This window comes from Kribbella sp. NPDC056345 (genome assembly GCF_042262745.1).
Taxonomy (GTDB): Bacteria; Actinomycetota; Actinomycetes; order Propionibacteriales; family Kribbellaceae; genus Kribbella.
This window is the reverse complement of sequence record NZ_JBHJQQ010000013.1, coordinates 106531-131089: the sequence shown is the minus strand read 5'-3', so window position 1 is coordinate 131089 and position 24559 is coordinate 106531. Positions and strand designations below refer to the sequence as shown.

At 68.9% G+C, this 24559-nt stretch carries 24 protein-coding genes; 14 read left to right on the top strand and 10 right to left on the bottom strand.

What is annotated here, in order from left to right:
- Nucleotides 1-41 precede the first annotated feature (41 nt).
- The 3 genes from ACFCV3_RS34560 (at nucleotide 42) to ACFCV3_RS34550 (ending at nucleotide 1930) form a co-directional block, all read left to right on the top strand.
- Nucleotides 42-1010 carry a zinc-binding dehydrogenase gene (locus ACFCV3_RS34560; protein WP_376037473.1) on the top strand — a complete coding sequence of 323 codons (969 nt, stop codon included), beginning with the start codon at nucleotides 42-44 and terminating at the stop codon, nucleotides 1008-1010.
- Nucleotide 1011: 1 nt separating this feature from the next.
- On the top strand, nucleotides 1012-1509 hold the full coding sequence (locus tag ACFCV3_RS34555) for a GNAT family N-acetyltransferase (protein ID WP_376037471.1): 498 nt from the start codon (nucleotides 1012-1014) through the stop codon (nucleotides 1507-1509).
- A 121-nt stretch (nucleotides 1510-1630) separates the two neighbouring features.
- Entirely contained in the window at nucleotides 1631-1930 is a 300-nt protein-coding gene (locus ACFCV3_RS34550; protein ID WP_376037468.1) for a WhiB family transcriptional regulator, read from the top strand.
- Between the two features lie 31 nt (nucleotides 1931-1961).
- Here the strand turns inward: ACFCV3_RS34550 and ACFCV3_RS34545 are convergent, their stop codons facing one another.
- Entirely contained in the window at nucleotides 1962-3191 is a 1230-nt protein-coding gene (locus ACFCV3_RS34545) for a sodium:proton exchanger (RefSeq protein WP_376037465.1), read from the bottom strand.
- A 114-nt stretch (nucleotides 3192-3305) separates the two neighbouring features.
- On the opposite strand from ACFCV3_RS34545, the gene ACFCV3_RS34540 reads away from it, so the two are divergent.
- The gene (locus ACFCV3_RS34540; protein ID WP_132408944.1) at nucleotides 3306-3662 is read left to right on the top strand and encodes a helix-turn-helix transcriptional regulator; all 357 of its coding nucleotides are present in this window, start codon (nucleotides 3306-3308) and stop codon (nucleotides 3660-3662) included.
- A 57-nt stretch (nucleotides 3663-3719) separates the two neighbouring features.
- Here ACFCV3_RS34540 and ACFCV3_RS34535 read toward each other — a convergent pair whose 3' ends face one another.
- The 3 genes from ACFCV3_RS34535 to ACFCV3_RS34525 all read right to left on the bottom strand — a co-directional run bounded on the left by ACFCV3_RS34535 (nucleotide 3720) and on the right by ACFCV3_RS34525 (nucleotide 8403).
- Nucleotides 3720-3896 (bottom strand): DUF6104 family protein, encoded by a 177-nt coding sequence (locus tag ACFCV3_RS34535; RefSeq protein ID WP_355457191.1) that lies wholly within the window; start codon nucleotides 3894-3896, stop codon nucleotides 3720-3722.
- A gap of 1 nt (nucleotide 3897) precedes the next feature.
- Nucleotides 3898-7680, bottom strand: a complete 3783-nt coding sequence (locus ACFCV3_RS34530) for a multifunctional oxoglutarate decarboxylase/oxoglutarate dehydrogenase thiamine pyrophosphate-binding subunit/dihydrolipoyllysine-residue succinyltransferase subunit (protein WP_376037462.1) — start codon at nucleotides 7678-7680, stop codon at nucleotides 3898-3900.
- A gap of 420 nt (nucleotides 7681-8100) precedes the next feature.
- Nucleotides 8101-8403: a hypothetical protein gene (locus tag ACFCV3_RS34525; protein WP_376037459.1), complete on the bottom strand. Its 303-nt coding sequence runs from the start codon at nucleotides 8401-8403 to the stop codon at nucleotides 8101-8103.
- Between the two features lie 66 nt (nucleotides 8404-8469).
- Between ACFCV3_RS34525 and ACFCV3_RS34520 the strand changes: the two genes are divergently transcribed.
- From ACFCV3_RS34520 to ACFCV3_RS34505, 4 genes are all read left to right on the top strand, one after another.
- Nucleotides 8470-9435: a LuxR C-terminal-related transcriptional regulator gene (locus ACFCV3_RS34520; protein ID WP_376037457.1), complete on the top strand. Its 966-nt coding sequence runs from the start codon at nucleotides 8470-8472 to the stop codon at nucleotides 9433-9435.
- 22 nt (nucleotides 9436-9457) lie between these two features.
- Entirely contained in the window at nucleotides 9458-10129 is a 672-nt protein-coding gene (locus ACFCV3_RS34515; RefSeq protein ID WP_376037454.1) for a FadR/GntR family transcriptional regulator, read from the top strand.
- 163 nt (nucleotides 10130-10292) lie between these two features.
- Nucleotides 10293-11873, top strand: a complete 1581-nt coding sequence (locus ACFCV3_RS34510; RefSeq protein WP_376037452.1) for an ABC-F family ATP-binding cassette domain-containing protein — start codon at nucleotides 10293-10295, stop codon at nucleotides 11871-11873.
- A gap of 401 nt (nucleotides 11874-12274) precedes the next feature.
- Nucleotides 12275-14365 carry a heavy metal translocating P-type ATPase gene (locus ACFCV3_RS34505; protein ID WP_376037449.1) on the top strand — a complete coding sequence of 697 codons (2091 nt, stop codon included), beginning with the start codon at nucleotides 12275-12277 and terminating at the stop codon, nucleotides 14363-14365.
- A gap of 93 nt (nucleotides 14366-14458) precedes the next feature.
- Here the strand turns inward: ACFCV3_RS34505 and ACFCV3_RS34500 are convergent, their stop codons facing one another.
- Nucleotides 14459-14911: an ester cyclase gene (locus tag ACFCV3_RS34500; protein WP_376037447.1), complete on the bottom strand. Its 453-nt coding sequence runs from the start codon at nucleotides 14909-14911 to the stop codon at nucleotides 14459-14461.
- A 92-nt stretch (nucleotides 14912-15003) separates the two neighbouring features.
- On the opposite strand from ACFCV3_RS34500, the gene ACFCV3_RS34495 reads away from it, so the two are divergent.
- Nucleotides 15004-15237 (top strand): hypothetical protein, encoded by a 234-nt coding sequence (locus ACFCV3_RS34495; protein WP_376037445.1) that lies wholly within the window; start codon nucleotides 15004-15006, stop codon nucleotides 15235-15237.
- Here ACFCV3_RS34495 and ACFCV3_RS34490 read toward each other — a convergent pair.
- The 3 genes from ACFCV3_RS34490 to ACFCV3_RS34480 are packed head-to-tail and all read right to left on the bottom strand — an operon-like array spanning nucleotide 15159 to nucleotide 18183.
- A complete protein-coding gene (locus ACFCV3_RS34490) occupies nucleotides 15159-16121 on the bottom strand; it encodes an aldo/keto reductase (protein WP_376037442.1) in 963 nt (320 codons plus the stop codon). The two genes, ACFCV3_RS34495 and ACFCV3_RS34490, sit on opposite strands and share 79 nt — an antisense overlap.
- Nucleotides 16118-16870 (bottom strand): SDR family NAD(P)-dependent oxidoreductase, encoded by a 753-nt coding sequence (locus ACFCV3_RS34485; protein ID WP_376037439.1) that lies wholly within the window; start codon nucleotides 16868-16870, stop codon nucleotides 16118-16120. The genes ACFCV3_RS34490 and ACFCV3_RS34485 overlap by 4 nt, the downstream gene beginning before the upstream one ends.
- Nucleotides 16867-18183: an L-fuconate dehydratase gene (locus ACFCV3_RS34480; RefSeq protein WP_376037437.1), complete on the bottom strand. Its 1317-nt coding sequence runs from the start codon at nucleotides 18181-18183 to the stop codon at nucleotides 16867-16869. The genes ACFCV3_RS34485 and ACFCV3_RS34480 overlap by 4 nt, the downstream gene beginning before the upstream one ends.
- 187 nt (nucleotides 18184-18370) lie before the next feature.
- On the opposite strand from ACFCV3_RS34480, the gene folP reads away from it, so the two are divergent.
- Genes folP through ACFCV3_RS34465 form a run of 3 tightly spaced genes read left to right on the top strand, consistent with a single transcriptional unit; the run spans nucleotide 18371 to nucleotide 20776 of the window.
- A complete protein-coding gene (folP, locus tag ACFCV3_RS34475) occupies nucleotides 18371-19234 on the top strand; it encodes a dihydropteroate synthase (protein ID WP_376037435.1) in 864 nt (287 codons plus the stop codon).
- The gene (locus ACFCV3_RS34470; RefSeq protein WP_376037433.1) at nucleotides 19234-19959 is read left to right on the top strand and encodes a pyrimidine reductase family protein; all 726 of its coding nucleotides are present in this window, start codon (nucleotides 19234-19236) and stop codon (nucleotides 19957-19959) included. Before folP ends, ACFCV3_RS34470 begins: the two co-directional genes overlap by 1 nt.
- 1 nt (nucleotide 19960) lies before the next feature.
- Nucleotides 19961-20776 (top strand): hypothetical protein, encoded by an 816-nt coding sequence (locus tag ACFCV3_RS34465; RefSeq protein ID WP_376037430.1) that lies wholly within the window; start codon nucleotides 19961-19963, stop codon nucleotides 20774-20776.
- Here ACFCV3_RS34465 and ACFCV3_RS34460 read toward each other — a convergent pair.
- Both ACFCV3_RS34460 and ACFCV3_RS34455 read right to left on the bottom strand, forming a co-directional pair.
- Nucleotides 20769-21326 carry a hypothetical protein gene (locus tag ACFCV3_RS34460; RefSeq protein ID WP_376037427.1) on the bottom strand — a complete coding sequence of 186 codons (558 nt, stop codon included), beginning with the start codon at nucleotides 21324-21326 and terminating at the stop codon, nucleotides 20769-20771. The two genes, ACFCV3_RS34465 and ACFCV3_RS34460, sit on opposite strands and share 8 nt — an antisense overlap.
- Nucleotides 21327-21404: 78 nt before the next feature.
- The gene (locus tag ACFCV3_RS34455; RefSeq protein WP_376037424.1) at nucleotides 21405-22382 is read right to left on the bottom strand and encodes an ABC transporter substrate-binding protein; all 978 of its coding nucleotides are present in this window, start codon (nucleotides 22380-22382) and stop codon (nucleotides 21405-21407) included.
- A gap of 109 nt (nucleotides 22383-22491) precedes the next feature.
- Between ACFCV3_RS34455 and ACFCV3_RS34450 the strand changes: the two genes are divergently transcribed.
- Together ACFCV3_RS34450 and ACFCV3_RS34445 are read left to right on the top strand one after the other, a co-directional pair.
- Nucleotides 22492-23451, top strand: coding sequence for a FecCD family ABC transporter permease (locus tag ACFCV3_RS34450; protein WP_376037422.1), 960 nt, complete (start codon nucleotides 22492-22494; stop codon nucleotides 23449-23451).
- Nucleotides 23448-24476, top strand: a complete 1029-nt coding sequence (locus ACFCV3_RS34445) for a FecCD family ABC transporter permease (RefSeq protein ID WP_376037419.1) — start codon at nucleotides 23448-23450, stop codon at nucleotides 24474-24476. Before ACFCV3_RS34450 ends, ACFCV3_RS34445 begins: the two co-directional genes overlap by 4 nt.
- Nucleotides 24477-24559: the final 83 nt, after the last annotated feature.

The following is a 24559-nucleotide window of genomic DNA, read 5'->3' as shown; positions in this document are numbered from 1 at the left end:
CCCACTGACCAACTGATCAACAGCGGCCTAGGGTGGGTCGCATGCTTGCTGCTTATGCTGCGAAGTTCGACCCGGAGAACCCGGTGGCCGCTCTCGAGGTGGGGGAGCGGCCGGAGCCTGAGGCGCGGGACGGGTGGGTGACGATCGACGTGAAGGCGTCGGCGCTGAACCATCACGACCTGTGGTCGCTGAAGGGCGTGGGGCTGGCCGAGGCGAATCTGCCGATGATTCTCGGGTGCGATGCGGCGGGTGTGGATCCGGATGGCAACGAGGTGGTTGTGCACGCGGTCGTCTCGGACCCGGAGTGGCGGGGGGACGAGACGCTGGATCCGAAGCGGTCGCTGCTGAGCGAGCGGTACGACGGGACGCTGGCCGAGAAGGTGTCGGTTCCGGCGCGGAACGTCGTACCGAAGCCTGCTGGGTTGAGCTTCGAGCAGGCGGCGTGTCTGCCGACTGCCTGGCTGACGGCGTACCGGATGTTGTTCACGCAGTCCGACCTCAAGCCTGGGGACACCGTGCTCGTGCAGGGTGCTGGTGGTGGGGTGGCGACCTCGCTGATCACGCTGGCGCGGGCGGCCGGGATCCGGGTCTGGGCGACCAGCCGGGACGAGGCGAAGCGGGCGAAGGCGCTGGAGATCGGCGCGCATGACGTGTTCGAGTCCGGGGCGCGGCTGCCGGAGCGGGTCGATGCAGTGATGGAGACGGTTGGTCAGGCCACCTGGTCGCACTCGCTGAAGTCGCTCAAGCAGGGCGGGACGCTGGTGATCTCCGGCGCGACGAGTGGGCAGGCGCCGAAGTCGGCCGAGCTGAACCGGATCTTCTTCCTGCAACTCCGCGTGCAGGGCTCCACGATGGGCACCCGGACCGAGCTGGCCGAGCTGGTCCAGTTCATGGCGAACGCCGGGATCTCGCCGCACATCGACACCGTGCTGCCGCTGGCGGACGCGCGGGAGGGCTTCGCGAAGATGAATGCGGGTGACGTCTTCGGGAAGATCGTCTTCACTGTCTGACATGACTCCCGAGATCCGCGTAGCGACGGCCGAGGACGCCGAAGCCGCCGCCTGGTGCCACCTCCTGTGCTGGCAAGAGGCGTACGCCGGTCTCGCACCGCCCGAACTGCTCGCCCGCCGAACGGCGAACGTGGAGCAGCGCATCGAACGCTGGAGCGCGGCGATCACGGAGGGGAAGGTGCGCTGGCTCGCGATCAACCCAGTTGCGGACGTGCGGGATCGGGTGGTTGGGTTCGCGAACAGCAGTCCGGGGCGGGACGAGGATTCGCCGGTGGCGTTGGAGCTGCAGGCGATCTATACGCGGGCGGCGTGGTGGGGGACCGGGCTGGGGGCGCAGTTGCTGGACGTTGCTATCGGCAAGGATCCGGCGTACCTGTGGGTGTTCGAGGACAACGAGCGGGCGCTCGGGTTCTACCGCCGGCACGGGTTCGCGCCGGACGGGGCCCGTAAGCACGACGACTACTTCGATCTGTGGGAGATCCGGCTCGTCCGGACCTGACGTTTCATCCCGGAAACATTCGCGTCGCACCGGGGCAACGCAGGTGGAGCACGCTGTTCCTACCGCCGGGAAACCCCCGGCGGATTCGATCCGCCCGATCGATGAGGGAGCAGGAGTGCCCATGAGGCCGCTTTTGACGGTGATCGTCGACCCCGCCGACAACTGGATGAGCCGCGCCGCGTGCGTCGGCCAGGCCCCGTCGTACGACGAGAGCGCCAGCCAGTGGGAGCAGCGCAAGGCGCAGGCGATCTGCCTGACCTCGTGCCCGGTGCTCGAGGAATGCCGCGAGTGGGCCCGCCGTACCAAGTTCACCGGCACCGCCGCCGGCGAGAAGTTCCTCTCCGGCCGCCGCCGTGGCCGCCCCGGCCCGCAGGAACGCCGCACCCGCATCCCCGCCGCAGAAGAGCAGCAGGCCAGCTGACCAACGCCCCGCCCACCGATGGGTACGTGGGCTAGGCGTCGACGAGTTCGCGCTGGGGTTCGGCTGGCTGGTCGGGCTTGCGGAAGGGGGCCCGGAGGGTGGCGGCCAGGTGTTCGCGGTTGCGGATGACTGCGATCACGGCGAGGACCAGGTAGATCGCGCTCAGGATGTAGCGGCCGGTCTGGCCCGGTACGGCGAACTGGATCGCGAACAGGGCGAGTAGGGTCCAGGCGGCCCAGCGGGGGAAGCGCAGGCTGAGCAGGACCGCGATGCCGAGCAGGGTCTGAGTGGCGGTGAGCAGGAACTCCTCGATCTGCCGGCCGTCCAGGTGCAGGGCGGTGGTGCCGCCGCCGAGGCCGTAGGCGATCGGGAGGCTGCCGATCAGCAGGGTCCACTGGTTCACCTTGGCCGAGATCAGCAGGCCGAGCGCCGCCGCGCCCTTGCCGCGCCAGGCGAACAGGATCGCGATGATGAACTCGGGCGCCTCGGAGGCCAGCGGCGCCAGCCACTGGACGAGCAGGAACTGGTCGATCCCGAGCGCCTGACCACCCTCGACGAGCGAGTCGGCGAAGGGCTCCGCCGAGGTCAGGATGATCCCGGCCGCGACCGCGAACATCCCGATCACCGCGATCCGCCGCTGCACGGTCGGCAGCGCGCCGATCCGCGCGGCCGGGCCGATCAGCTCCGGCTCGTCGTCGTGCCCGGAGACGGCGGCGCGATACAGGTAGTAGGCGAAGAAGCCGAGCAGCGCGATCCCGAGCAGCAGGTGGATCTCACCGGTCACCGGGATCACGAACGCGACCACACCGGCGATGGCGAGAAAACCGAGCTCCCGGCGATAGCCCGACCCGAGAACGAGCTCCTTGACCGAACGCCCGCTCCGCCGGGAGGCGACGTACAGGCTGATCAGTACGACGCTCGACCAGCCCAGGCCGAGGAGTAGCCGGTTCGACCCCGTCATGTTGGCTGCGGCGTACTGCACGTAGTCGGGGTTGCTGCCCGCGGTGTGCGCGAAGTAGAGGTCGACCGCATACTCCGGCAGGACGGCGATGACTGCGAGCAGCGCGATCGCCAAGCCGCCGGAGATGTCCACCTCCGCCGCTTCGGCCGCCCAGGCGAGCACGAACGACGCGGCGACGACCGCCAGCCCGAAAACCAGGATCGAGGCGAGCGCCGGCGGGTGCGTGCCGGCCAGCCGCAGCACGACGGCGGGAACCGCCACCGGGAGCAGCAACAGCACTGGGCGAAGCGCTCTGACCATGCGTCCAGGCTGCCACCATTTTGATACTTTCGCAATTGCGAAAGTGTGAGAGCGTCGTCACCACGGCTCGGCGAGGTACTGCACGGCCCGTTCAGCGGTCACAATGACTGCGCGATGACGACTTCGTTCCCCGAACCCACGAAGGCCCAGCTGGATTCCGCCGCCGGTACCTTCGCGATGCTGTCCGCCCCGGTGCGGCTGCACCTGGTCTCCCTGGCGGCCCAAGGCGAGTACGACGTCGGCACGCTGGCCGACCGGGTCGGCGTCAGCATCGCCACCGCCAGCCAGCACCTCGGCAAACTCCGCCTGGCCGGCATCATCACGGCCCGCCGCGAAGGCCGTCGGCACATCTACACCGTCGACGACCCGCACGTCCTCAACCTGGTCGACCAGATCTTCGAGCACATCGCCCCCGACGGCTCACTGGCGCCGGACCCACCCCGCCGTACGAGGCCTCCGCACACGGACTAGAGCAGGCCCAGGACAGACGAATGCCCTCCGCCGTGGTGGCGAAGGGCATTCGGTGGTTCAGTCGTCTTCGTCGTCCAGGCGGGCGAGCCAGGTGGCGAAGCGTTCGATCGGGGTCTCGAAATCGGGGTTCAGATCGACGAACTCCCGCAGCCGCTCGGCCACCCAGGCCAGCGAGACGTCTTCCTCGCCTCGCCGGCCCTCGAGTTCCTCGATCCCTCGGTCGGTGAAGTACACGTCAGCTGAAGGCCTGCTTCAGCAGCGTCTGCTGCTCCGCCGTGTGCGCACCCATCGAGCCGACCGAGGTCGCCGACATGGCCGGCCGGGAGACCCGGTAGAACGGCTTGCCGCCGAGGTGCTCGGTCAGGTTCAGCGCCATGAACGGCCACGGGCCCTGGTTCGCGGGCTCGTCCTGGACCCAGCGGATCTCGGTGACGTTCGGGTACTTCGCCAGTTCGGCGACGATCTCCTCGGCGGGCAGCGGGTAGAGCTGCTCGACCCGGATGATCGCCGTACTGATCTTGTCCGGCTCGACCTTCTTGCGCTCGGCCAGCAGGTCGTAGCAGATCCGGCCCGACGAGAGGATGACGCGCTCCACGGTGGCCGCGGTGGCCTCCGCCTCGGCGTCGCCCAGGATCGGCCGGAAGGTGCCGTGGGTGAGCTCCTCCGGCTGCGACACCGCCTCCTTGCGCCGCAGCAGCTGCTTCGGCGTGAAGACGATCATCGGGTTGTGCTCCTCGCCGAGCGTGTGCCGGCGCAGGAGGTGGAAGTACGACGCCGGGGTCGACGGCTGGGCCACGGTCATCGCGTTCTCGGCGCACAGTGCCAGGAAGCGCTCGATCCGGGCGGACGAGTGGTCCGGGCCCTGGCCCTCGTAGCCGTGCGGCAGCAGCAGCACGACACCCGACTTCTGGCCCCACTTCGCCTCACCGGCCGAGATGTACTCGTCGATGACGGACTGGGCGCCGTTCACGAAGTCGCCGAACTGCGCCTCCCAGAGCGTCAGGGCCTCCGGCCGCGCCACCGAGTAGCCGTACTCGAAGCCGAGAGCGGCGTACTCGCTGAGCAGTGAGTCGTAGACGTAGAAGTTGCCCTGCTCGGCGTCCAGGTTCTGCAGGGGGACGTAGTCCTGGCCGTTGACCCGGTCGATGATCGCGGCGAACCGCTGCACGAACGTGCCCCGGCGGCTGTCCTGACCGGCGAGCCGGACCGGGCGACCGGCCAGCAGCAGCGAGCCGAGCGCCGTCATCTCCGCCGATGCCCAGTCGATCGGGCCCTGGGTGATCGCGGCGGCCCGGCGCTGCAGCTGCGGCAGCACCTTCGGGTGCACGGTGAAGCCCTCCGGCAGCGTGGTGTACGCGTCGGCGATCTTCTTCAGCACCTCGGGCGTGGTCGCGGTCGCGTCCGGGCCCTGCGGCTTGTCCGGGTACTCCGGAACGGTCACGTACGGCGCGGGGGTGTCCGGCTGGCTCTTCGCCTCGCGGACCTCGGTGAAGACCCGCTCGAGACGCTGCTGGAAGTCCCGCATCGCCTGCTCGGCCTCTTCGATCGTGATGTCGCCACGACCGATCAGGGCCTCGGTGTAGAGCTTGCGGACCGACCGCTTCTGCTCGATCAGGTCGTACATCAGCGGCTGGGTGAACGACGGGTCGTCACCCTCGTTGTGACCGCGGCGGCGGTAGCAGACCAGGTCGATGACGACGTCCTTGTTGAACGCCTGGCGGTACTCGAAGGCCAGGTCGGCGACCCGGACACAGGCCTCGGGGTCGTCGCCGTTCACGTGGAAGATCGGTGCCTGGACCATCCGCGCGACGTCGGTGCAGTACATCGACGAGCGCGACGAGGCCGGCGAGGTGGTGAAGCCGACCTGGTTGTTGACGATCACGTGCACGGTGCCACCGGTGCGGTAACCGCGCAGCTGGGAAAGGTTCAGCGTCTCGGCCACCACGCCCTGACCGGCGAAGGCCGCGTCACCGTGGACCAGGATCGGCAGCACCGGGAAGGCGGCACCGCGGTCGAGGATGTCCTGCTTGGCCCGGACGATGCCCTCGAGTACCGGGTCGACGGTCTCCAGGTGCGACGGGTTGGCCGCCACCGACACCTTGATCTTGTCGCCGAACTCGGAGACGAACTCGCCCTCCGCGCCCAGGTGGTACTTGACGTCACCGGAGCCCTGCACGGTCCGCGGGTCGATGTTGCCGTCGAACTCGCGGAAGATCTGCCCGTACGACTTGCCGACGATGTTGGCCAGCACGTTCAGCCGGCCGCGGTGCGCCATCCCGATGACGACCTCGTCCAGTCCGGCGCCGGCGGCCTCCTCGCAGAGCTCGTCGAGCAGCGGGATGGTGGTCTCGCCACCCTCCAGCGAGAAGCGCTTCTGGCCGACGTACTTGGTCTGCAGGAAGGTCTCGAAGGCCTCGGCCTCGTTCAGCTTGGCCAGGATCCGGAGCTGCTCCTCGCGCGGCGGCTTGGTGTGCGGCCGCTCGATCCGCTCCTGCAGCCACTTGCGCTGCTCGGGATCCTGGATGTGCATGTACTCGATACCGGTGGTCCGGCAGTACGAGTCGCGCAGGATGCCGAGGATCTCGCGCAGCTTCATGAACCGCCGGTCGCCGCCGAACGAGCCGGTGGCGAACTCGCGGTCCAGGTCCCACAGCGTCAGGCCGTGGGTGGCCACGTCCAGGTCGGGGTGGCTGCGCTGCTTGTACTCCAGCGGGTCGGTGTCGGCCATGATGTGGCCGCGCACCCGGAAGGCGTGGATCAGCTCGAGGATCCGGGCCTGCTTGTTGATGTCCTCTTCGTGGCTGTGCGGAAGGTCGGTGGCCCAGCGGATCGGCTCGTAGGGGATCCGCAGGCTCTGGAAGATCTCGTCGTAGAAACCCTCCTGGCCGAGCAGCAGCTGGTGGATCCGGCGCAGGAACTCACCCGACTGGGCGCCCTGGATGATCCGGTGGTCGTAGGTCGAGGTGACCGTCATGACCTTGCTCACCGCGAGCTTGGCCATCGTCTCCTCGGCCGCACCCTGGTACTCCGGCGGGTATTCCATGGCGCCGACGCCGATGATGCAGCCCTGGCCCGTCATCAGCCGCGGCACCGAGTGCTGGGTGCCGATGGTGCCCGGGTTGGTCAGGCTGATCGTGGTGCCCTGGAAGTCCGGCAGCGCGAGCTTGTTGTCGCGGGCCCGCCGGACGATGTCCTCGTAGGCCATCCAGAACTCGGCGAACGTCATGTCCTCGGCGGCCTTGATCGACGGCACCAGCAGCTGCCGGGTGCCGTCCGGCTTCTGCATGTCGATGGCCAGGCCGAGGTTGATGTGGGCCGGCTGGACGTGCGTCGGCTTGCCGTCGGTCTCGTCGTACGACGCGTTCATCTCGGGCAGCGTCTTGAGCGCCTTCACCAGCGCCCACCCGATCAGGTGGGTGAAGGAGATCTTGCCGCCGCGGGCCCGCTTGAGGTGGTTGTTGATGACGATGCGGTTGTCGATCAGCAGCTTGACCGGCACCTGGCGGACGCTGGTCGCAGTGGGGACCGTGAGGCTGGTCTCCATGTTCTGCGCGGTCCGGGCCGGCGCGCCGCGGAGGATCTTCCGCTCGGCGTCGGTGCTGGTGGCGGGCGCGGGCTTGGCCTGCGCCTTCGGCGGCTGGTTCACCGTTCCTCCGGTGGGGGCGGCGGGCGCGGCCGGGGCCGGCACGGGCTGCGTGGCGGGCTTGGCTGCCGGCGCGGAGGCCTGGGCAGCCGCTACCGCGGGCTGGTTCGAGGCGGGCACGGACGGCGCGGAACCGCGGCTCGGGGCCTCAGGGGTCTTGTTGTCCGACACGGCATCGGGCCTCGGAGCGGCGTCGGCCGGGGTCGTCGTCACCGGCTTCGCTTCTGCCTCGGGCTGATACGTCTTGAAGAAGTCGAGCCACGCCGGATCCACCGAGTTCGGGTCCTGCTTGTACTTCTCGTACAGCTCGTCGACCAGCCATTCGTTCGCACCGAAGGCTGCAAGGGGATTTGAGTCTGATGGCTCGGTGGCCACTGGGCAGTTCGCCTCTTCCGATCTCGAGTCAGATACCGCGGGTTATGACTTGTGCAGTTATGGGTTGGTTCCCGAGGGCAAGGCTAATAGCACGGCGGTAAGTTCCACAGCCCGGGATCACCGGACCAGTGTGCCAAGTGGTCGGGACCTGGGACTGCGATCGTTCGAAGCCTGGAACACTGTGCAGGCAGGTGTTTCAGCGGTCCCGTCACTCCGGTTCCCCTGGACGGCCGGACCAATGCTGTGATCAACTGCGGGACGCGTTGTACAGGTGGGATTCCGGGCGCGCGGGCGGTCACTTCGGGTGACGTCGCGGAGCGTGAATGGCGACTGTATGCAACCGTGCCGGTGCAGCAGGTGAAGGTGCACAACTGATGAAAATGTGGTGAAGCTCACCCTGATCATCAGTCCACTTCGCACCTATTGGCCTTCCTGCGGACGCCGTTCCTCCAGAACCTCTCGGACCTCGGGAACTGCGTGCTCGGCCGAGACCGCGTGCGAAAGCGGCGTCTGCCAGATCTTTTCGAGCAGCTGGACGAAGGCGGCGGCCTCGGCCCGGGCGGCGAAGTCGAGGTCGACGAAGACCTTGGTGAGGTCCTCCGCGGGGCGGGTGATGCGGTAGCCGAGCACGTTGTGGTCGCGGCGAGCCCGGTCGTAGCGGTCGAAGGCCGCCTTCCAGGCGGCGTAGTCGTCGATGGTGTTCTCGATGTGCAGAGTGATCATGTGGTCAGCGTGCGCGCGGTCGGCAGTGCGTTCCCATCCCCCATGCTGGGGATTTACGCTCGGTAGGTGCTGGACCGGGTGGAACGGCTGTGCGCGGGGGACCTGGACGCCAAGGCGCTCCGGGAGCAGGTGCTGGCCGCGGTGCGCCGGGCGGTCCCGTTCGACGGACACGTCTGGGTCCTGACCGATCCGGTGACCTGCGTCGGTACGGCGCCGCTGGCCGACGTACCGGGGCTGCAGTGGAAGGACCTGCCCGGGCTGGTGCGGTGGCGCTACCTGGAGCGCGGGACTCGCTGGACCGACCTACGAGCCGCCGGTACGCCGGTCCTGTCGTTCCGGGGTGAGTTCGCCGACATCCTGACCGTGGCGTGCTGGGACCGGTTCGGGTGCTGGGCGTGGCTGGACCTGTGGCGCTCCACGCCGTTCACGCGGTCTGAGCAGACCCAGCTGACCGCACTGGCGCCTGTGTTGACCACTGGGCTGCGGCGGGCGCAGGCGCGCACCTTCGCCGCGGTACCGCAGCACACGCCAGGCGGCCCGGCGATCGTCGTACTGGGTCCTGATCTGACTGTGCGGGTGCGGACGCCGGCGGCGCTGGAGGCGTTGGAGCGATTGAACCCGCCGGACGAGGCGATCCCGGCGATCCCGGCCGCGGCGTACAACCTGGCGGCCGCACTGATCGCTGCCGAGCAGGGGATACCTGTCGGGCCGGCGTGGTCCCGGGTGCATCTCGGGGCCGGGCGGTGGATCACGCTGCGCGCAGCCCGCGCCACCGGCCAGACGGACATCGTGGTGAGCATCGAGGACTCGACACCTGCCGAGCGGCTCGAGGTGTTCGGGCTGTCGCACGGGCTGAGCCCGCGGGAGCGGCAGGTGCTCACCGAACTGGCGACCGGGATCGATTCGCGCGCTCTGGCCGGGCGGCTGGTGCTGTCCCAGCACACGGTCAACGACCACGTGAAAGCGGTCCTGGCGAAGACCGGCACAGCGACCCGGGGTGCCCTTCTGGCCCGCATAGCTGGGACGGGTTAGGCGCTGACGGCATACTGACGCAATGGCGCTGACGGATGAGGCGATCGTCAAGATCAAAGGGATGATCACCTCGGGGGAGCTCGGGCCGGGTGACCGGTTGCCGAAAGAGGCGGATCTGGCCGCGCGGCTGGGGTTGTCGCGGAACTCGCTGCGGGAGGCGGTCAAAGCGCTGACGCTGGTCAACGTGCTCGACGTCCGGCACGGCGACGGCACCTATGTGACCAGCCTGGACTCGGCGCACCTGCTGGACGCGCTGAACTTCATGGTGGACCTGCACCGCGACGACTCGGTGCTGCAGTTCTTCGAGGTACGGCGATTGCTGGAGCCCGGTGTGGCTGCGTTGGCGGCGGCGCGGATCGGGGCGGAGCAGCTGTCGTCGCTGCGGAAGCTGTGTTCCGACCTGCCGCCGGATGCGGGCGTCGAGGACCTGGTGGCGAACGACCTGCGCTTCCACCGTGGGATCGCGGAGGCGACCGGGAACCAGGTCGTCTGCTCACTCCTGGACGGCATCTCCGGTGCAACCCAGCGGGCGCGCATCTGGCGCGGCGTCACCCAGGCCGGCGCGGTCGAACGCACGCTGGCCGAACACACCGCCATCCTCGACGCCATCGAGCTCGGTGACGCCGAAGCAGCCCGTGCCTGGATGACTGCGCACATCGCCGGCGTCGAGACCTGGCTCCGCCAAGCCCCGTGAAATGTGCTTGATGGGTTCGGAGGGTCGCCCTAAGGTAGGTGCTGTCACATTGCCTACGACAGGGGTGCAGGTTGCGCATCTGAGGTCTTCCTTCGACTGTTGATGACCGCTGCCCGGTTCTCGGGAGCTGTGCGGTCTCCTTGAAGACCTCTGGGAGCACCTGATGAGCCATTCCCTGTCCTGTACTGATCTCTTTTTCGCCTGGCCCGACGGCGACGTGCTGTTCGACGGGCTCAGCTTCGTCGCCGGCCCGGTGCGCTCCGGCTTGGTCGGGCGCAACGGCACCGGCAAGTCGACGCTGCTTCGCCTGATCGCCGGCCGGCTCACCCCGCAGCGCGGGACGATCCGGGTCAACGGCGAGCTCGGCTACCTGCCGCAGGACCTCACCCTGGACACCGCGTTGCGGGTCGACCAGGCGCTCGGTATCGACGCGATCCGGCGCGCCATCACCGCGATCGAGTCCGGCGACGCCTCGGAGGAGAACTTCGCGGCCGTCGGCGACGAGTGGGACGCCGAGGAGCGGGCCGAGGCGTTGCTCGGCAAGCTCGGTCTGGGCTCGATCGGCCTCGATCGGTCGGTCGGCGAGCTGTCCGGTGGCGAGACGATCCTGCTCGGCCTGGCCGCGGAGCTGCTGCGACGTCCCGACGTACTGCTGCTCGACGAGCCGACCAACAACCTCGACCTGCGCGCGCGACGGCATTTGTACGACGCTGTCGAGCAGTTCCGGGGTTCGTTGCTGATCGTCAGCCATGACCGCGATCTGCTCGACCGGGTCGACCAGATCGGCGATCTCCGCAAGGGTGACGTCACCTGGTACGGCGGCAACCTGTCGGCGTACGAGGAGGCGGTCGCGATCGAGCAGGAGGCGGCCGAGCGGATGGTGCGGGCGGCCGAGTCGGATCTGCGCAAGCAGAAGAAGGACCTGATCGAGGCCCGGATGAAGTCCGACCAGCGGCAGGCACGTGGTCAGCGGGCCTTCGAGAAGGGCGGCATCCCGAAGATCGTGGCCGGCAATCTGAAGCGCAATGCTCAGGTGTCGGCGGCGAAACACATCGGCATGCATTCCGACCGGCTGGAGTCGGCGCAGGACGCGCTGGCCGATGCCGAGGCGAAGGTCCATGACGACGAGACGATCCGCGTCGATCTGCCGAAGACCGCCGTACCGGCCGGACGCGTCGTACTGCGCCTCGAGGAACACTCGTTGCGGACAGGAGCGCTCGTCGACCTGGAGATCCGCGGTCCGGAGCGGATCGCGTTGACCGGGCCGAACGGCGCAGGCAAGACAACGCTCCTGCACTCGATCACGAGTGAGGCGTTGCCAGCAGTCCCGTTCCGGTACCTGCCCCAACGGCTTGACCTGCTACGCGACGACCTGTCGATCGTGGACAACGTGGCATTGCTTGCCCCCGGCCACGAAAACCAGGAACGCCGCTCGCGCCTGGCCCGCTTCCTCTTCCGCGGCCGCGCCGCAGACCAACTGGTCAGCACCCTGTCCGGCGGCGAACGCTTCCGCGCAACCCTGGCCGCCCTCCTGCTGGCCGAGCCCCCACCGCAGCTGCTGATGCTCGACGAGCCCACCAACAACCTGGACCTGGCCAGCGTCGCCCAACTCAAAGACGCCCTCGCCTCCTACCAAGGCGCCCTGATAATCGCCAGCCACGACCTCCCCTTCCTCCGCGACATAGGCATCACCCGCTGGCTAGAACAAACCCCCACCACCCTCGAAACCATCGACCCCCTCTAACCACCCCCCGCCGCCACGGCAGGCACGCTCACCACCCCGGCGGGCGTGCTCACCGCGCCGCCCTGCCAGGCGGGGGCCACGACCCTGGCCTCCACGTCGGTGGGCGTGCTCACAGCCCCGCCCGGCGACGGACACCACCCTGGCCCCACGTCCGCATGCGTGCTCACCGCCCGCCCCGCTCGGCCCCGCCCAGCGACGGCTACCGCCCTCGCCACCACGTCGGTGGGCGTGCTCATCACGCCGCCCTGCCAGGTGGCGGCCGCGAGCCGGGCCTCCAGGTCGGTGGGCGTGCTCCCGCCTCGCCGGCACACCTGGCTCAAGGGACATCTCTCTCGAGTGGGGTTTGTTGTGGGCTGGGGTGGGGGTTGAAGGACATACCCTAGGGGGGTATGGTGCGGGGTATGGATGAGCACGTGGGACACGTTGAGCGGGCAGGGCATGCCGGGCATTCCGGGGGGATGGAGCACTCCGGGCACGGGGATCATGCGGCGCAGTTCAAGGACCGGTTCTGGATCAGCTTGGGGCTGTCGGTGCCGGTGGTGTTCTTCAGCGAGATGTTCGCCGACCTGCTCGGGTACATGCCGCCCGAGTTCCCCGGGTCGAGGTGGGTCGCGCCGGTGCTCGGGACGGTGATCTTCCTGTACGGCGGGCGCCCGTTCCTGACCGGCGGCTGGGGCGAACTCAAGTCGCGGCGGCCGGGGATGATGCTGCTGATCTCGATGGCGATCACGGTCGCGTTCGTCGCGTCGTGGATCACCACCTTGGAGATCGGTGGCTTCGATCTCGACTTCTGGTGGGAGCTCGCGCTGCTGATCGTGATCATGCTGCTCGGGCACTGGCTGGAGATGCGTGCGCTCGGCGCCGCGTCCGGAGCGCTCGATGCGCTGGCCGCGCTGCTGCCGGACGAGGCCGAGAAGGTGACCGCCGACGGCGTGGTCGCGGTGTCAATCCACGAGTTGCAGACGGGCGACGTCGTACTGGTTCGGTCCGGCGGGCGGGTGCCGGCGGACGGGACTGTGGTCGAGGGGCAGGCCGAGGTCGACGAGTCGATGATCACCGGGGAGTCGCGGCCGGTGTCGAGAAACGTCGGAGACTCGGTCGTCGCCGGAACCGTTGCCACCGACAACGCATTGCGCGTCGAGATCACCGCAGTCGGCGACGACACCGCGCTGGCCGGTATCCAGCGGTTGGTTGCCGAAGCGCAGGCCTCGTCGTCGCGGGCGCAGGCGCTGGCCGATCGGGCGGCGGCGTTCCTGTTCTACTTCGCGTCGATCGCCGGGCTGATCACCTTCGTGGTGTGGACGTTGCTCGGCGAGCTCGATCAGGCCGTCACACGCACGGTGACCGTGCTCGTCATCGCCTGCCCGCACGCCCTCGGCCTCGCGATCCCGCTGGTGATCGCGATCTCCACCGAGCGCGCGGCGAAGGCCGGCGTACTGGTGAAGAACCGGCTGGCGCTGGAGCGGATGCGGACTGTCGACGTCGTCCTGTTCGACAAGACCGGCACGCTGACCAAGGGTGAGCCCGCGGTCATCGGCCTCGCGCCGGTGAATGGCGTTTCCGAGGGCGAGCTTCTGGAGCTGGCGGCCGCGGTCGAGAGTGACAGTGAGCACCCGTTGGCCCGAGCAATCGTCCGCGCCGCCGCGGAGCGAGTGCCGGCTGGATCTGACGCGGCCCACGGTCGGCTGGTGGCGAGCGAATTCACCTCGCTGACCGGGCGCGGCGTACAGGCGGTTGTCGATGGCAACGAAGTGGCGGTGGGTGGACCGGCGTTGCTGCGTGAGTACGGCGTGGCCGAACCGGCCGAGCTCGAGGCGCACGTGGCCGAGTGGAAGGCGCAGGGTGCGGCCGTCTTGCAGGTATTGAAGGATCGGCAGGTCGTGGGAGCGATCGCGCTGGCGGATGCGGTTCGGGAGGAGTCGCGGCAGGCTGTGGATGCGCTGCACAAGCGGGGTGTCCGGGTCGCGATGATCACCGGGGATGCGCATCAAGTGGCCGACGCGGTGGCGAGCGAGCTGGGTATCGACGAGGTGTTCGCCGAGGTGCTGCCGGGCGACAAGGATGCCAAGGTGAGCGAGCTGCAGGCCCGCGGGCTGAAGGTGGCCATGGTCGGTGACGGCGTGAACGACGCACCCGCGCTGGCGCGAGCCGAGGTCGGGATCGCGATCGGAGCCGGTACGGACGTGGCGATCGAGTCGGCCGGTGTCGTGCTGGCCGCCGACGACCCACGGGCTGTCCTGTCGGTCATCGACCTGTCCCGCGCGAGCTACCGCAAGATGTGGCAGAACCTCGTCTGGGCGACCGGCTACAACGTGATCACGGTCCCACTGGCCGCCGGCGTACTGGCCTTCGCCGGCATCCTCGTCTCACCCGCCGTCGGCGCCCTGCTGATGTCGATCTCCACCATCGTGGTAGCCCTCAACGCCCAACTCCTCCGCCGCCTCGACCTCCGCCCCGACCGTCTGCCGTCCTCCCCACCCAGGGCAATATGAACGGATAACCCCTCCTGTTGTCCCTTCTCCGGTCGTATACGAGGGGAGAAGGGACAACACGGACGGATATCCGTTCGTGTTGGTGCGGTCGTGTCAGCGGGGTGCGGTGAGGAGTTCGGGGCGGCCGATCTGCAGTAGCAGGGAGGCGGTGTCGAAGTAGACGCGTTCCAGGGTGATGCGGTCGCCGGTGAAGAAGAAGACCGCGATCACCGGCACGCGGAACGCCTTCCCCGTCGGCGGCAGGCCGTAGAAGTCGCCGAGGTTCGTCCCGAGGAGGTCGAACTCGACGATCACCGAGTCGGCCGCCGCATGGAACCGCACGTTGTCGTGCCGCTGGTCCGGGAACGCCGTCCGGGTCAGCGTGTAGTACGCCATCACCTGCTCGGCACCGTCGAACCGCTGCCCGGTCGGCACGATCTCGTACAACGGATGCCCGTCGAACGTCGCCAGGGTCAGGTCGAACTCCTGCGTCACCTCGGTGTCCATGTGCTCCTGGATCACCGCGATCCGCCGCGCCGCCAGATCAGCATCCACATTCAGCTCCATGCTCGGCAACTTAGCCGATGTCATGAACCGGCGACCGGCTCCGACGTACTCCGTGAAGGCCTTCGCCGAAGGCTCCGAGCAGGAGAAGAACCATGGAAGCTCTGAGCGTGATCATCGCCACCAGCCAGGTCAGGGACGGCATCCGGCACTCGCAGGCCGGTCCGGACGCGCCCACCCGGCGTGCGCCCGAGCCGCGCCGTACGATCGCCGCCGCGGCGTGGCGCTGGGTCCGTACGGCGGTGTCGCGTCAGCCGGTCGGGGCGTCCGCGCGCAACAGGCCGGCCGACTTCAGGTCCGACCAGAGCGCGGCCGGGACCTGCGCCTGATCCAGCGCTGCATTCACCTGCACCTCGTCCGCGTTCCGGCAGCCGACTGCGATACCGGCAACCGCGGGATGGAAGCGCGGGAAGGCCAGTGCGGCCGCGGGCAGGGTGACGCCGTGCGACTCGCACACATCGGCCAGCTGGTTCGCCTTGGCGATCAACGCCGCGTCGGCCGGGGCGTAGTTGAAGGTCGCGTCCACCGCGGGCCGCGGCTGCGAGAGCAGGCCGGAGTTGAAGACACCGACGGCAATCACCTGTACGTCGTTCGCCAGGCAGGCGGGCAGTACGTCGTCCAGCCCGTCCGGGTCGATGAGCGAATAGCGGCCGGCCAGCATGATCACGTCGAGATCGATCTCGGTGACGAACCGGGTGAGCATCGCGCTCTGGTTCATCCCGGAACCGATCGCTCCGATGACACCTTGTTCTCGCAGCTCGATCAGCGCGGGGAAGGCGGTCCCGACGGCTTCGTCGTAGTGGTCGTCCGGGTCGTGCACGAAGACGATGTCGAGCCGGTCGGTACCGATCCGGCGCAGCGAGTCCTCGATACTGCGCAGCACCCCGTCCCGGCTGTAGTCGAAGCGGCGGCGGCGCTTGCTGACGACCGCGAAGCCTTCGCCGTCCGGTGCCTCGGTATCGGCCTCGTAGATGATCCGGCCGACCTTCGAAGACAGCACGTACTCGTCGCGAGGCTTGCCCGCGAGCCCCAGCCCGAGCCGCTCTTCGGCCAGCCCGAGCCCGTAGTGCGGCGCGGTGTCGAAGAACCGCCAGCCCGCGTCCCAGGCCGCGTTCACGGTGGCGACCGCATCGGCCTCGCTCACCTCGGTCCGCAACCCGGCCAGCGGCGCACCACCCAGTCCGATCGTGCGATCGTCGCCGAAGATCTTCATGAGCGAGCTGCCGGCAGGCGCAGATTCTGCATGCCACCGTCCACGGCGATCGCCGTACCGGTGGTTGATCCGGCCAGTGGACTGGCCAGGTACGCGATCGCCAGCGCGACCTCCTCGGCCGACACCAGGCGGCCCATCGGCTGCCGGGCTTCGAGGGCGGCCCGCTCGGCCTCCGGGTCGGCAGCGGCGTCGAGCAGGCGGCCGACCCAGGGGGTGTCCGCGGTGCCCGGGTTCACGCAGTTCACCCGGATGCCTTCGCGGACATGGTCGGCGGCCATCGCCATCGTCAGGGCCAGTACGGCGCCCTTGCTCGCGGAGTACAGGGCGCGGTTCGGCAGGCCGGCGGTGGCGGCGATCGAGCAGGTGTTGACGATCGCGGCCGCCGACGACTTGCGCAGGTACGGCAGTGCGGCGCGGGTGACCCGGGCGATACCGACCACGTTGACGTCGAATACGCGGTGCCACTCGTCGTCGTCGTTGGCCGCAACGTTGCCCTGGGCTCCGATCCCGGCGTTGTTCACCACGATGTCGATCCCGCCGAGTTTCAGCGCGGCCGCAGCGACCGCGGACCGCACCGAGGCGTCGTCGGTGACATCGGCGGCGATCCCGGTCAGCGGCTCCGGAACGTCGGGCTTGAGGTCGAACACGGCCACCCGCGCGCCGCGAGCGGCCAGCAGAGTGGCGGCCGCGAGCCCGAGACCCGATGCGCCACCGGTGACCACGGCCCGCAGACCGTCAAAGTCGCTCACTGGTTCTCCTTCGTCAGATCGTTCCAGATCTTGCCACCCGGGTACCGGAAGTCGGTCAGCGTCTCGGCATCCATCTCGGCGCCGAACCCCGGCTTCACCGGTGCCACGTAGTGCCCGGCCCGGATCACGACCGGGTCCAGGAAGTGCTCGTGCAGGTGGTCGACGTACTCGATCACGCGGTCCTCGACCGACCCGCTGACCGCCACGTAGTCGAACATCGACAGGTGCTGGACCAGCTCACACAGTCCTACCCCACCCGCGTGCGGACACACCGGTACGCCGAACTTCGCGGCCAGCAGGAGGATCGCGATGTTCTCGTTCACCCCGGCGACGCGGGCGCTGTCGAGCTGCAGCACGGACAGTGATCCGGCCTGCAGCATCTGCTTGAAGACCACCCGGTTCTGGACGTGTTCGCCGGTGGCGACGCGGGTCGGGGCGATCGCCTTCGCGATGGTCGCGTGCCCGAGGATGTCGTCCGGGCTGGTCGGCTCCTCGACCCACCAGACGTCGTACGGCGCGAGGGCCTCGATCCAGCGGATCGCGTCGGCGACGTCCCAGCGCTGGTTGGCGTCGATCGCGATCCGGATGTCCGGGCCGACGGCCTCGCGGGCCAGCCGCATCCGGCGGATGTCGTCGTCGAGGTTCGCGCCGACCTTGAGCTTGATCTGGGTGAACCCGTCGGCGACCGCGTCGTGGCAGAGCCGGACGAGCTTCGCGTCGTCGTACCCGAGCCAGCCCGGAGTCGTCGTGTACGCCGGGTATCCGCGCTCACGCAGGAGCGCCTCGCGCTCGCCCCGGCCGGCCTGGGCCTTGCGCAGGATCTCCAGCGCCTCGTCCGGAGTGAGTGCGTCGGTCAGGTAGCGGAAGTCGATCAGGCCGACGATCTGCTCGGGTGTCAGATCGGACAGCAACTTCCAGAGCGGGACGCCGGCCCGTTTGGCGGCCAGGTCCCAGACCGCGTTGACGACCGCGCCGATCGCCATGTGCATGACGCCCTTCTCGGGGCCCAGCCAGCGCAGCTGCGAGTCGTGTACCAGCGACTTCCAGAAGGCGCCGAGGTCGTTCAGCGTCGCGTCCAGGTCGAGCCCGACGACGTGGTCCCGCAGCGCCTCGATGGCGGCGGTCTGGACGTCGTTCCCGCGGCCGATCGTGAACGCGAACCCGTGCCCTTCGAGCCCGTCACCGGCATCGGTCCGCAGGATCAGGTACGCCGCCGAGTAGTCCGGGTCGGTGTTCATCGCGTCGGAGCCGTCCAGGTCCAGCGAGGTGGGGAAGCGGACGTCGTACGTCTCTAACTCGGTGAAACGTGCCATGGAGTGACCCGATCTGGTGCGGAGGGCGGTCTGTCAGGACGGATCCTATAGGATATGTGGCAGCTTCGGCAGGGGGTCCGGATCTGCAGGCCATCACAATCGGGGTCGCCGGTGGTCGGCACGCGGGGAACCGGGCGCGACGTGGCAGTTGTGATGGCCTGGGGGTCCGCCCGATACAGTCGGAGCCGTGGAACTCCGGCTGGGTCAGCGCACCTTCGGGGTCGGCGAGTTCGCGGTGATGGCGATCGTGAACCGGACTCCGGACTCGTTCTTCGACCGGGGCGCGACGTTCGCGACCGACGCGGCGTACGCGGCGATCGACCAGGCGGTGGCCGACGGTGCCGATCTGGTCGACATCGGCGGCGTGAAGGCCGGGTACGGCGAACCGGTCAGCGAGGACGAGGAGCTGCGGCGGACGGTCGATTTCGTGGCCGGTATCCGGGAGCGGCACCCGTCGCTGGTGATCAGCGTGGACACGTATCGCAGCGGGGTCGCGCGCCGCGTGGTCGAGGCCGGGGCCGACCTGCTCAACGACACGTGGTCCGGGTCCGATCCCGATCTCGTGTATGCCGCGGCCGAGTTCGGCGCGGGTCTCGTCTGCAGTCACGTCGGCGGACTCTCCCCGCGCACCGACCCACACCGGATGGCGTACGACGACGTGGTCGCGGACGTGATCAGTACGACGACCCGCCTGGCCGATCGCGCGGTTGCCGCCGGGGTGCGGCGGGACGGGATTCTGATCGACCCGACGCATGACTTCGGCAAGAACACCCTGCAGTCACTCGAACTGACGCGCCGGCTGGACGAGCTGGCCGCGACCGGGTGGCCGGTGCTCGTTGCCGTGTCGAACAAGGACTTCATCGGCGAAACGCTCGAGCTGCCACCGGGCCGGCGGGGGAACGGGACGCTGGCCGCGTTGAGCATCTCGGCGTGGCTCGGGGCCCGGGTGTTCCGGGTGCACGACGTACCGGCCGCGCGGCAGGCGCTCGACCTGATCGCCGTACTGCGCGGGACAGCCCAGCCCGCCGGAACCCGAAGGAGCCTGGCCTGATGCAGCAGCTGGACGAACTGTCGGACGACGACCTGATCGGCGTCTACCGGGTCGAGGACCGATCGGTCCCGCACCTGCGGGCGAACTTCGTCAGCAGCCTGGACGGCGCGGTCGAGATCGACGGCCAGTCCAAGGCGTTGTCGAGCGACTCCGACAGCCGGGTCTTCAGCATGATCCGCCGGCTGGCCGATGTCGTCCTGGTCGGGGCCGGCACGATTCGCGACGAGGGCTACCGGCCCCTCCGGTTGTCCGCCGCCAGCCGCTCCTGGCGAACCGCTCAAGGGCTGCCCGAGAACCCGACCCTCGCGATCGTCTCCTCCCGCCTCGAACTGAGCCCGGTGAACCCGGTCTTCCAGTCCGCCGAGCGCCCGATCGTCATCACCCACGAAGCCTCCCCGCCCGACCGCCGCGAAGCCCTGGCCGAGGTCGCCGACCTGGTCGTCCTCGGTGCCGCCGAAGTCGACCTCACCGCCGTCCTCCAGGAGCTGGCCGGCCGCGGCATGCCGCAGATCCTCTGCGAAGGCGGCCCCCACCTGCTGGGTGCCCTGACCATCGCCGACCTGGTCGACGAACTCTGCCTGGCCCTGGCCCCCCTCCTGGCCGGCCCCGGCTCCGGCCGCATCACCGCCGGCCTCCCCACCACCCTCACCCGCCAACTCAAACTCGCCACCCTCCTCACCGCCTCCGACGACTACCTCTTCTTCCGCTACCTCCGGGAGTCCTGAAGTGCCCGTAGTCACCGCCGCTGTCTGCCCCCACCCACCCCTCCTGGTCCCCGAAGTAGCCACCGGCGCCGCCCCCGACCTAGACGAACTACGCGCTGCCTGCCTAACCGCAGTCGACCACCTGGCAACCGCAGACGAGATCCTGGTCGTGGGCTCAGCGCCGGCCGGAAGCCACCGTGGTTCGGGGGGTGAGGAGTCGCGCCGCGCAGCAGCCCGCGTGCTCGCCGACTCCGTCGGCATCGATCCGACAGCCCCACCGCTCGGCCCGGGAGATGCGGGTGCCGCCCACGACGCTCTGTTGGGTGTCGTCTACGGCGGGTCGGCGGGTGGGGGGTTTGGGGCGTACGGCGCCCCGTCCGTCCGGTTCGGGGACGGGCCTGCGGTGTTGCCGCTTTCGTTGGCGATTGGGGGGTGGCTGCTGGAGCAGTCGAAGGCGGCCGGCCTGCCGCGCAGCTACCGGGCGGTTGATCCTGTGACTGCTCCGGCCGCTTGCCTCGAGCTCGGGCGGGGGATTGGTCAGGGGGACCAGCGGGTTGGGTTGCTGGTGATGGGAGATGGGGCTCCGCGGCGGAGTGAGCATTCGCCGGTGCACCTGCATCCGCTGGCTGAGGTGTTCGACAGTACGGTCGCCAAGGCGCTCGCTGCGGCGGATGCCGACGTACTGGCTGCGCTGGATCCGGAGCTGGCGGCTGAGTTGCAAGCGGCTGGGCGGGCGCCTTGGCAGGTGCTGGCTGGTGCGCTGGGTGAGCTGCGGGGTGAGCTCTTGTACGACGCGGCGCCGTACGGGGTCGGGTACTTCGTCGCCAGCTTCAGCTGACCGGCACGGCCGGCCAGCGCGGTGCGGTCGCCGCGAGGTCGTCACGACCGGCGGCGGTGAGCTGCTCGACCAGCTCAGCCCGAGCAGCCTGTACGACGCTCACCGCGGCCTCGGCGGTTTCATGCGGACCCGACCAGTTGCAGACCGCATCCCCGGCGTACCAGCCTCGCCGTACATGGGAGGCGGCGAGCCGGGCGGCCGGGAGGTGTGTGTCGGCCAGCTGGATCACAGCGTCGACAGCCACGACCGGTGCGGTCAGATCCAGCAGTGGACGCAGCTCAACGGCGTCGGTGCGGACGAACTCGTAGCCAGCGGGCGCCCGCTCGGCCAGCCAGGCCAGAGCTTCGTCAGCGGTCTGTTGAAGCAGCTCCGGGTCGGCGAGCGTGTGGACACCGCACTGCCGGGTGTGGGTCGGGCGGAGCTCGTTCTGCCAGAGGCGGACCTGGAGCTCGTCCCGGCCGGACAGTCGCCGGCCCAGGATGCGAGCCAGGCCGACGATGTCGAAGTTCAGCTCGTCCGGGGTGCGCTTCCGCCCTGGCTCGAGTGGCATGCCCGGCAGTGTCCCCCGAGTGGTCCACGGCCCGACATGCCACCGAGTCAGAACAGTCACAACACCGACCCTATCGAGTCACGCCTTGACCGGTGCATCCACACCGAAGGTCTTGGCGAGGTCGGTGAGGATGACCCAGGCGCCCTGCAGGCCGACGGCGGTCATCCAGGTCAGGTCCGGGACCTCGTGCACCTTCGGGGCGAGCGGCTTCCAGAGCGGGTTCGCCTTGAATTCGCCGGCCGTCTTCGCGCCCACGCCCTTGTCGTCGGCGAACGTGGTCACGAAGATCGCGTCCGCGTCGGCATCCTTGATCCGCTCCGGGCCGATCTCCAGGGCAAACCCGTCGACGTCCTGCGACTTCGGCCGGGCCAGGCCGGCGTCCTTCAGGACGATGCCGGAGAAGGTCGCCTTCTGGTAGAGCCGGGTCGGGCCGTCGAGGAAGCGGACGACCGAGATGGTCGGGTTCTGAGCCTTGGCGTTGATCGCGGTCCCGACCGCCTTGGCCGCAGTCTCGTACGACGAGATCTCCTTCTCGGCCAGGGCTTCCTCGCCGAGCGCCTTGCCTTCGAGCCGGATGTTGTCCTTCCAGGTCGGCCCGGTGGTCGCCGACATGATCGTCGGCGCGATCTTCGACAGCTGCTCGTAGAGCTTCTCGTGCCGGACCTTGGCGGTGATGATCAGGTCCGGATCCAGGTCGGCGATCTTCTCCAGGTTCGGCTCGGCCAGGGTGCCGACCGCCTGGGCGTCCTTACCGAGCGTGTCGCGGTCGGCACCGAGGTACTCCGGCAGCTTGTCCTTGATGCTGCGGTAGTCGGTGTAGCCGACCACCGGGGTGTCCAGGATCAGCGTGGCGTCCACGAAACTCGCGTCCAGGGCGACGACCCGCTTCGGCTTGGCCGGGATCTCGGTCTTGCCCATCGCGTGCTCGACCGTGCGCGGGAAGCCGGTCGCCGAGGAGCCGGACGCCTCCGGGGTCTTGCCGTCGTCCGACGAGCCACAGCCGGTCAGGGCCAGCGCGGTGACGGCGAACAGGGCGGTAATGCGGTGCAGGCGCACGGGTCTCTCCTGGTGGGACATGGGGTCGCGTAAGGTGACTGACGACCTCTGACAAGTAAGGCAACGCTAACCTATGTCGTCCCCTGCTCGGCGCACAGTGTTCCTGGTAGTGCTGATCGTCATACTCGCGCTGGTCTTCGTTGCCAGCTTGGCTTTCGGGTCGCGCTGGCTCGGTCCGGGCGCGCTCTGGCACGCACTGTCGGCGAACGACGGCTCAGACCCGGACGTGATCATCCGCAGCCTGCGGGCGCCCCGCACGATCGTTGCCGTCCTCATCGGTCTCTGCCTCGGTGTCGCCGGGGCTCTGATGCAAGGCCACACTCGCAATGCGCTCGCCGAGCCCGGCATCTTCGGGGTCAGCGCGGGAGCTGCGTTCGCTGTAGTCCTCGGACTACAAATCGGAGTGGTCGAGTCTGTCGGGGAGACAGTGTGGCTAGCACTCGCGGGTGCGTTACTGGCGACGTACGGCGTGCAGCGGCTGGCGTCGCGGGGGAGTGGTGCCACTCCGGTCGGGCTGGCGCTGACGGGTGCCGCAGTCGCCGCGCTACTCGGTGCGATGACCTCGGCGATCGTGCTGCTGGACAGCACCACCCTGGACAGTTATCGCTTCTGGGCGGTCGGATCGGTAGCAGGACGTGGGCTGGACGTTGCCGGCCAGGTATTGCCGTTCGCCGTAGTCGGTCTGGCACTTGCTGCAGTCAACGCACGTGATCTCGACCTGCTGGCGCTCGGTGACGATGTGGCTGCGGGACTCGGGCTGTCGATCCCCAGAGCTCGCCTGATCGGACTGGGCGCGATCGGCTTGCTCACTGCGGCCGGAGTGGCCGCCTGTGGCCCGATCGGCTTCCTGGGCTTGCTGTCCGGCCATGTGGCTCGGCAGATCTTCGGTTCCCGCAACACCTGGCTGATCCCGGGTGCCGGACTGGTCGGTGCGAGCGCCATGGTGCTCGCAGACCTGGTCGGCCGGTTGGTCGGCGGCGCCGGTGAGGTGCAGGCCGGTGTGGTGCTCGGCATCGTCGGTGCGCCGCTGTTCGTGCTGGTGGTTCGCCGCCGGGCGGTGGTGCTGTGAAGTCCCGCACTGTCGTGCTGAGCCTGCTCTTCGCGGCATTGGCAGTCGCTGTAGCCCTGCTGTCGTTGAGCATCGGTACGTCGAAGGTCCCGGTCGCCGACGTAATCGACGTACTGCTCGGTGGTGGTCGCCGTGGGCAACGACTGATCGTGCTGGATCTGCGACTGCCCCGAGTCGCCACCGGACTGCTGGTCGGGATCGCCTTCGCCGTGTCCGGTGCACTGCTGCAAACCCTGTCCCGCAACGCGTTGGCCAGTCCGGACATCGTCGGGGTGAACTCGGGGGCGTCGGCCGGAGCAGTTGCGGTGATCGTGCTGGCCGGGAGTGGCGGTGGCAACATCTCGGGGTTCGCGGGCCAGGTCGGGATCCCATTGGCCGCCGTACTCGGCGGACTCCTCGCCACCGTGATCGTGGGCGCACTGTCGATCCAGCGCGGACAGGTCGACGGTGGCCGGGTGGTGTTGATCGGGGTCGGTATTGCGGCCGCTGCGAACTCCCTGGTCGCCTGGATGCTGGTGATCGGTGATGTGAACGACGCCGGCCGGGCTGCGGCCTGGCTGGCCGGTTCGCTCAACTCACGCGAGTGGAGCGATGCCGTGCCGGTGCTGATCGCCGTGGTGGTGCTGTTGCCGGTAGCAATCATGTTCAACCGCGACCTGTCGGCCATGGTGCTCGGTGACGACGTGGCGTCCTCACTCGGTGTGCGCGTGGCTCGCATCCGGCTGCTCCTGTTGATCGTGGCGACCGTACTGGCCGCCATGGCGACTGCAGCTGCCGGTCCGATCGCTTTCGTCGCTTTAGTGGCTCCGCAGGTCGCACTGCGGCTCACCCGGATGGAGCGGCCGCCACTAGTGACAACCGCGTTGCTGGGCGCAGTGTTCGTCGTACTGGCTGATCTGCTCGCACGAAACGGTCTGGGCTGGCTCCACTTCGGACCGTACGAATTGCCCGTCGGTGTGCTCACTGCCGCGGCCGGAGCGCCATACCTGCTTCATTTGATCGGCCGTCAGCAGAAGGGACGCTAGAGTGGCCGCCATTCGGTCTCCGCACGCCGTCTCCGGCGCCCAGCCGGGCGCCTCGCTGCGTTGTCGGAAGCCCACGATGAACC

What these genes read in the sequence shown, in the direction of transcription:
- ACFCV3_RS34560 (WP_376037473.1), top strand. Translation starts at nt 42, where the DNA reads ATGCTTGCTGCTTATGCTGCGAAGTTCGACCCGGAGAACCCGGTGGCC.
- ACFCV3_RS34555 (WP_376037471.1), top strand. Translation starts at nt 1,012, where the DNA reads ATGACTCCCGAGATCCGCGTAGCGACGGCCGAGGACGCCGAAGCCGCC.
- ACFCV3_RS34550 (WP_376037468.1), top strand. Translation starts at nt 1,631, where the DNA reads ATGAGGCCGCTTTTGACGGTGATCGTCGACCCCGCCGACAACTGGATG.
- ACFCV3_RS34545 (WP_376037465.1), bottom strand. Translation starts at nt 3,191, where the DNA reads ATGGTCAGAGCGCTTCGCCCAGTGCTGTTGCTGCTCCCGGTGGCGGTT.
- ACFCV3_RS34540 (WP_132408944.1), top strand. Translation starts at nt 3,306, where the DNA reads ATGACGACTTCGTTCCCCGAACCCACGAAGGCCCAGCTGGATTCCGCC.
- ACFCV3_RS34525 (WP_376037459.1), bottom strand. Translation starts at nt 8,403, where the DNA reads ATGATCACTCTGCACATCGAGAACACCATCGACGACTACGCCGCCTGG.
- ACFCV3_RS34515 (WP_376037454.1), top strand. Translation starts at nt 9,458, where the DNA reads ATGGCGCTGACGGATGAGGCGATCGTCAAGATCAAAGGGATGATCACC.
- ACFCV3_RS34510 (WP_376037452.1), top strand. Translation starts at nt 10,293, where the DNA reads ATGAGCCATTCCCTGTCCTGTACTGATCTCTTTTTCGCCTGGCCCGAC.
- ACFCV3_RS34505 (WP_376037449.1), top strand. Translation starts at nt 12,275, where the DNA reads ATGGATGAGCACGTGGGACACGTTGAGCGGGCAGGGCATGCCGGGCAT.
- ACFCV3_RS34500 (WP_376037447.1), bottom strand. Translation starts at nt 14,911, where the DNA reads ATGGAGCTGAATGTGGATGCTGATCTGGCGGCGCGGCGGATCGCGGTG.
- ACFCV3_RS34495 (WP_376037445.1), top strand. Translation starts at nt 15,004, where the DNA reads ATGGAAGCTCTGAGCGTGATCATCGCCACCAGCCAGGTCAGGGACGGC.
- ACFCV3_RS34490 (WP_376037442.1), bottom strand. Translation starts at nt 16,121, where the DNA reads ATGAAGATCTTCGGCGACGATCGCACGATCGGACTGGGTGGTGCGCCG.
- ACFCV3_RS34480 (WP_376037437.1), bottom strand. Translation starts at nt 18,183, where the DNA reads ATGGCACGTTTCACCGAGTTAGAGACGTACGACGTCCGCTTCCCCACC.
- ACFCV3_RS34470 (WP_376037433.1), top strand. Translation starts at nt 19,234, where the DNA reads ATGCAGCAGCTGGACGAACTGTCGGACGACGACCTGATCGGCGTCTAC.
- ACFCV3_RS34460 (WP_376037427.1), bottom strand. Translation starts at nt 21,326, where the DNA reads ATGCCACTCGAGCCAGGGCGGAAGCGCACCCCGGACGAGCTGAACTTC.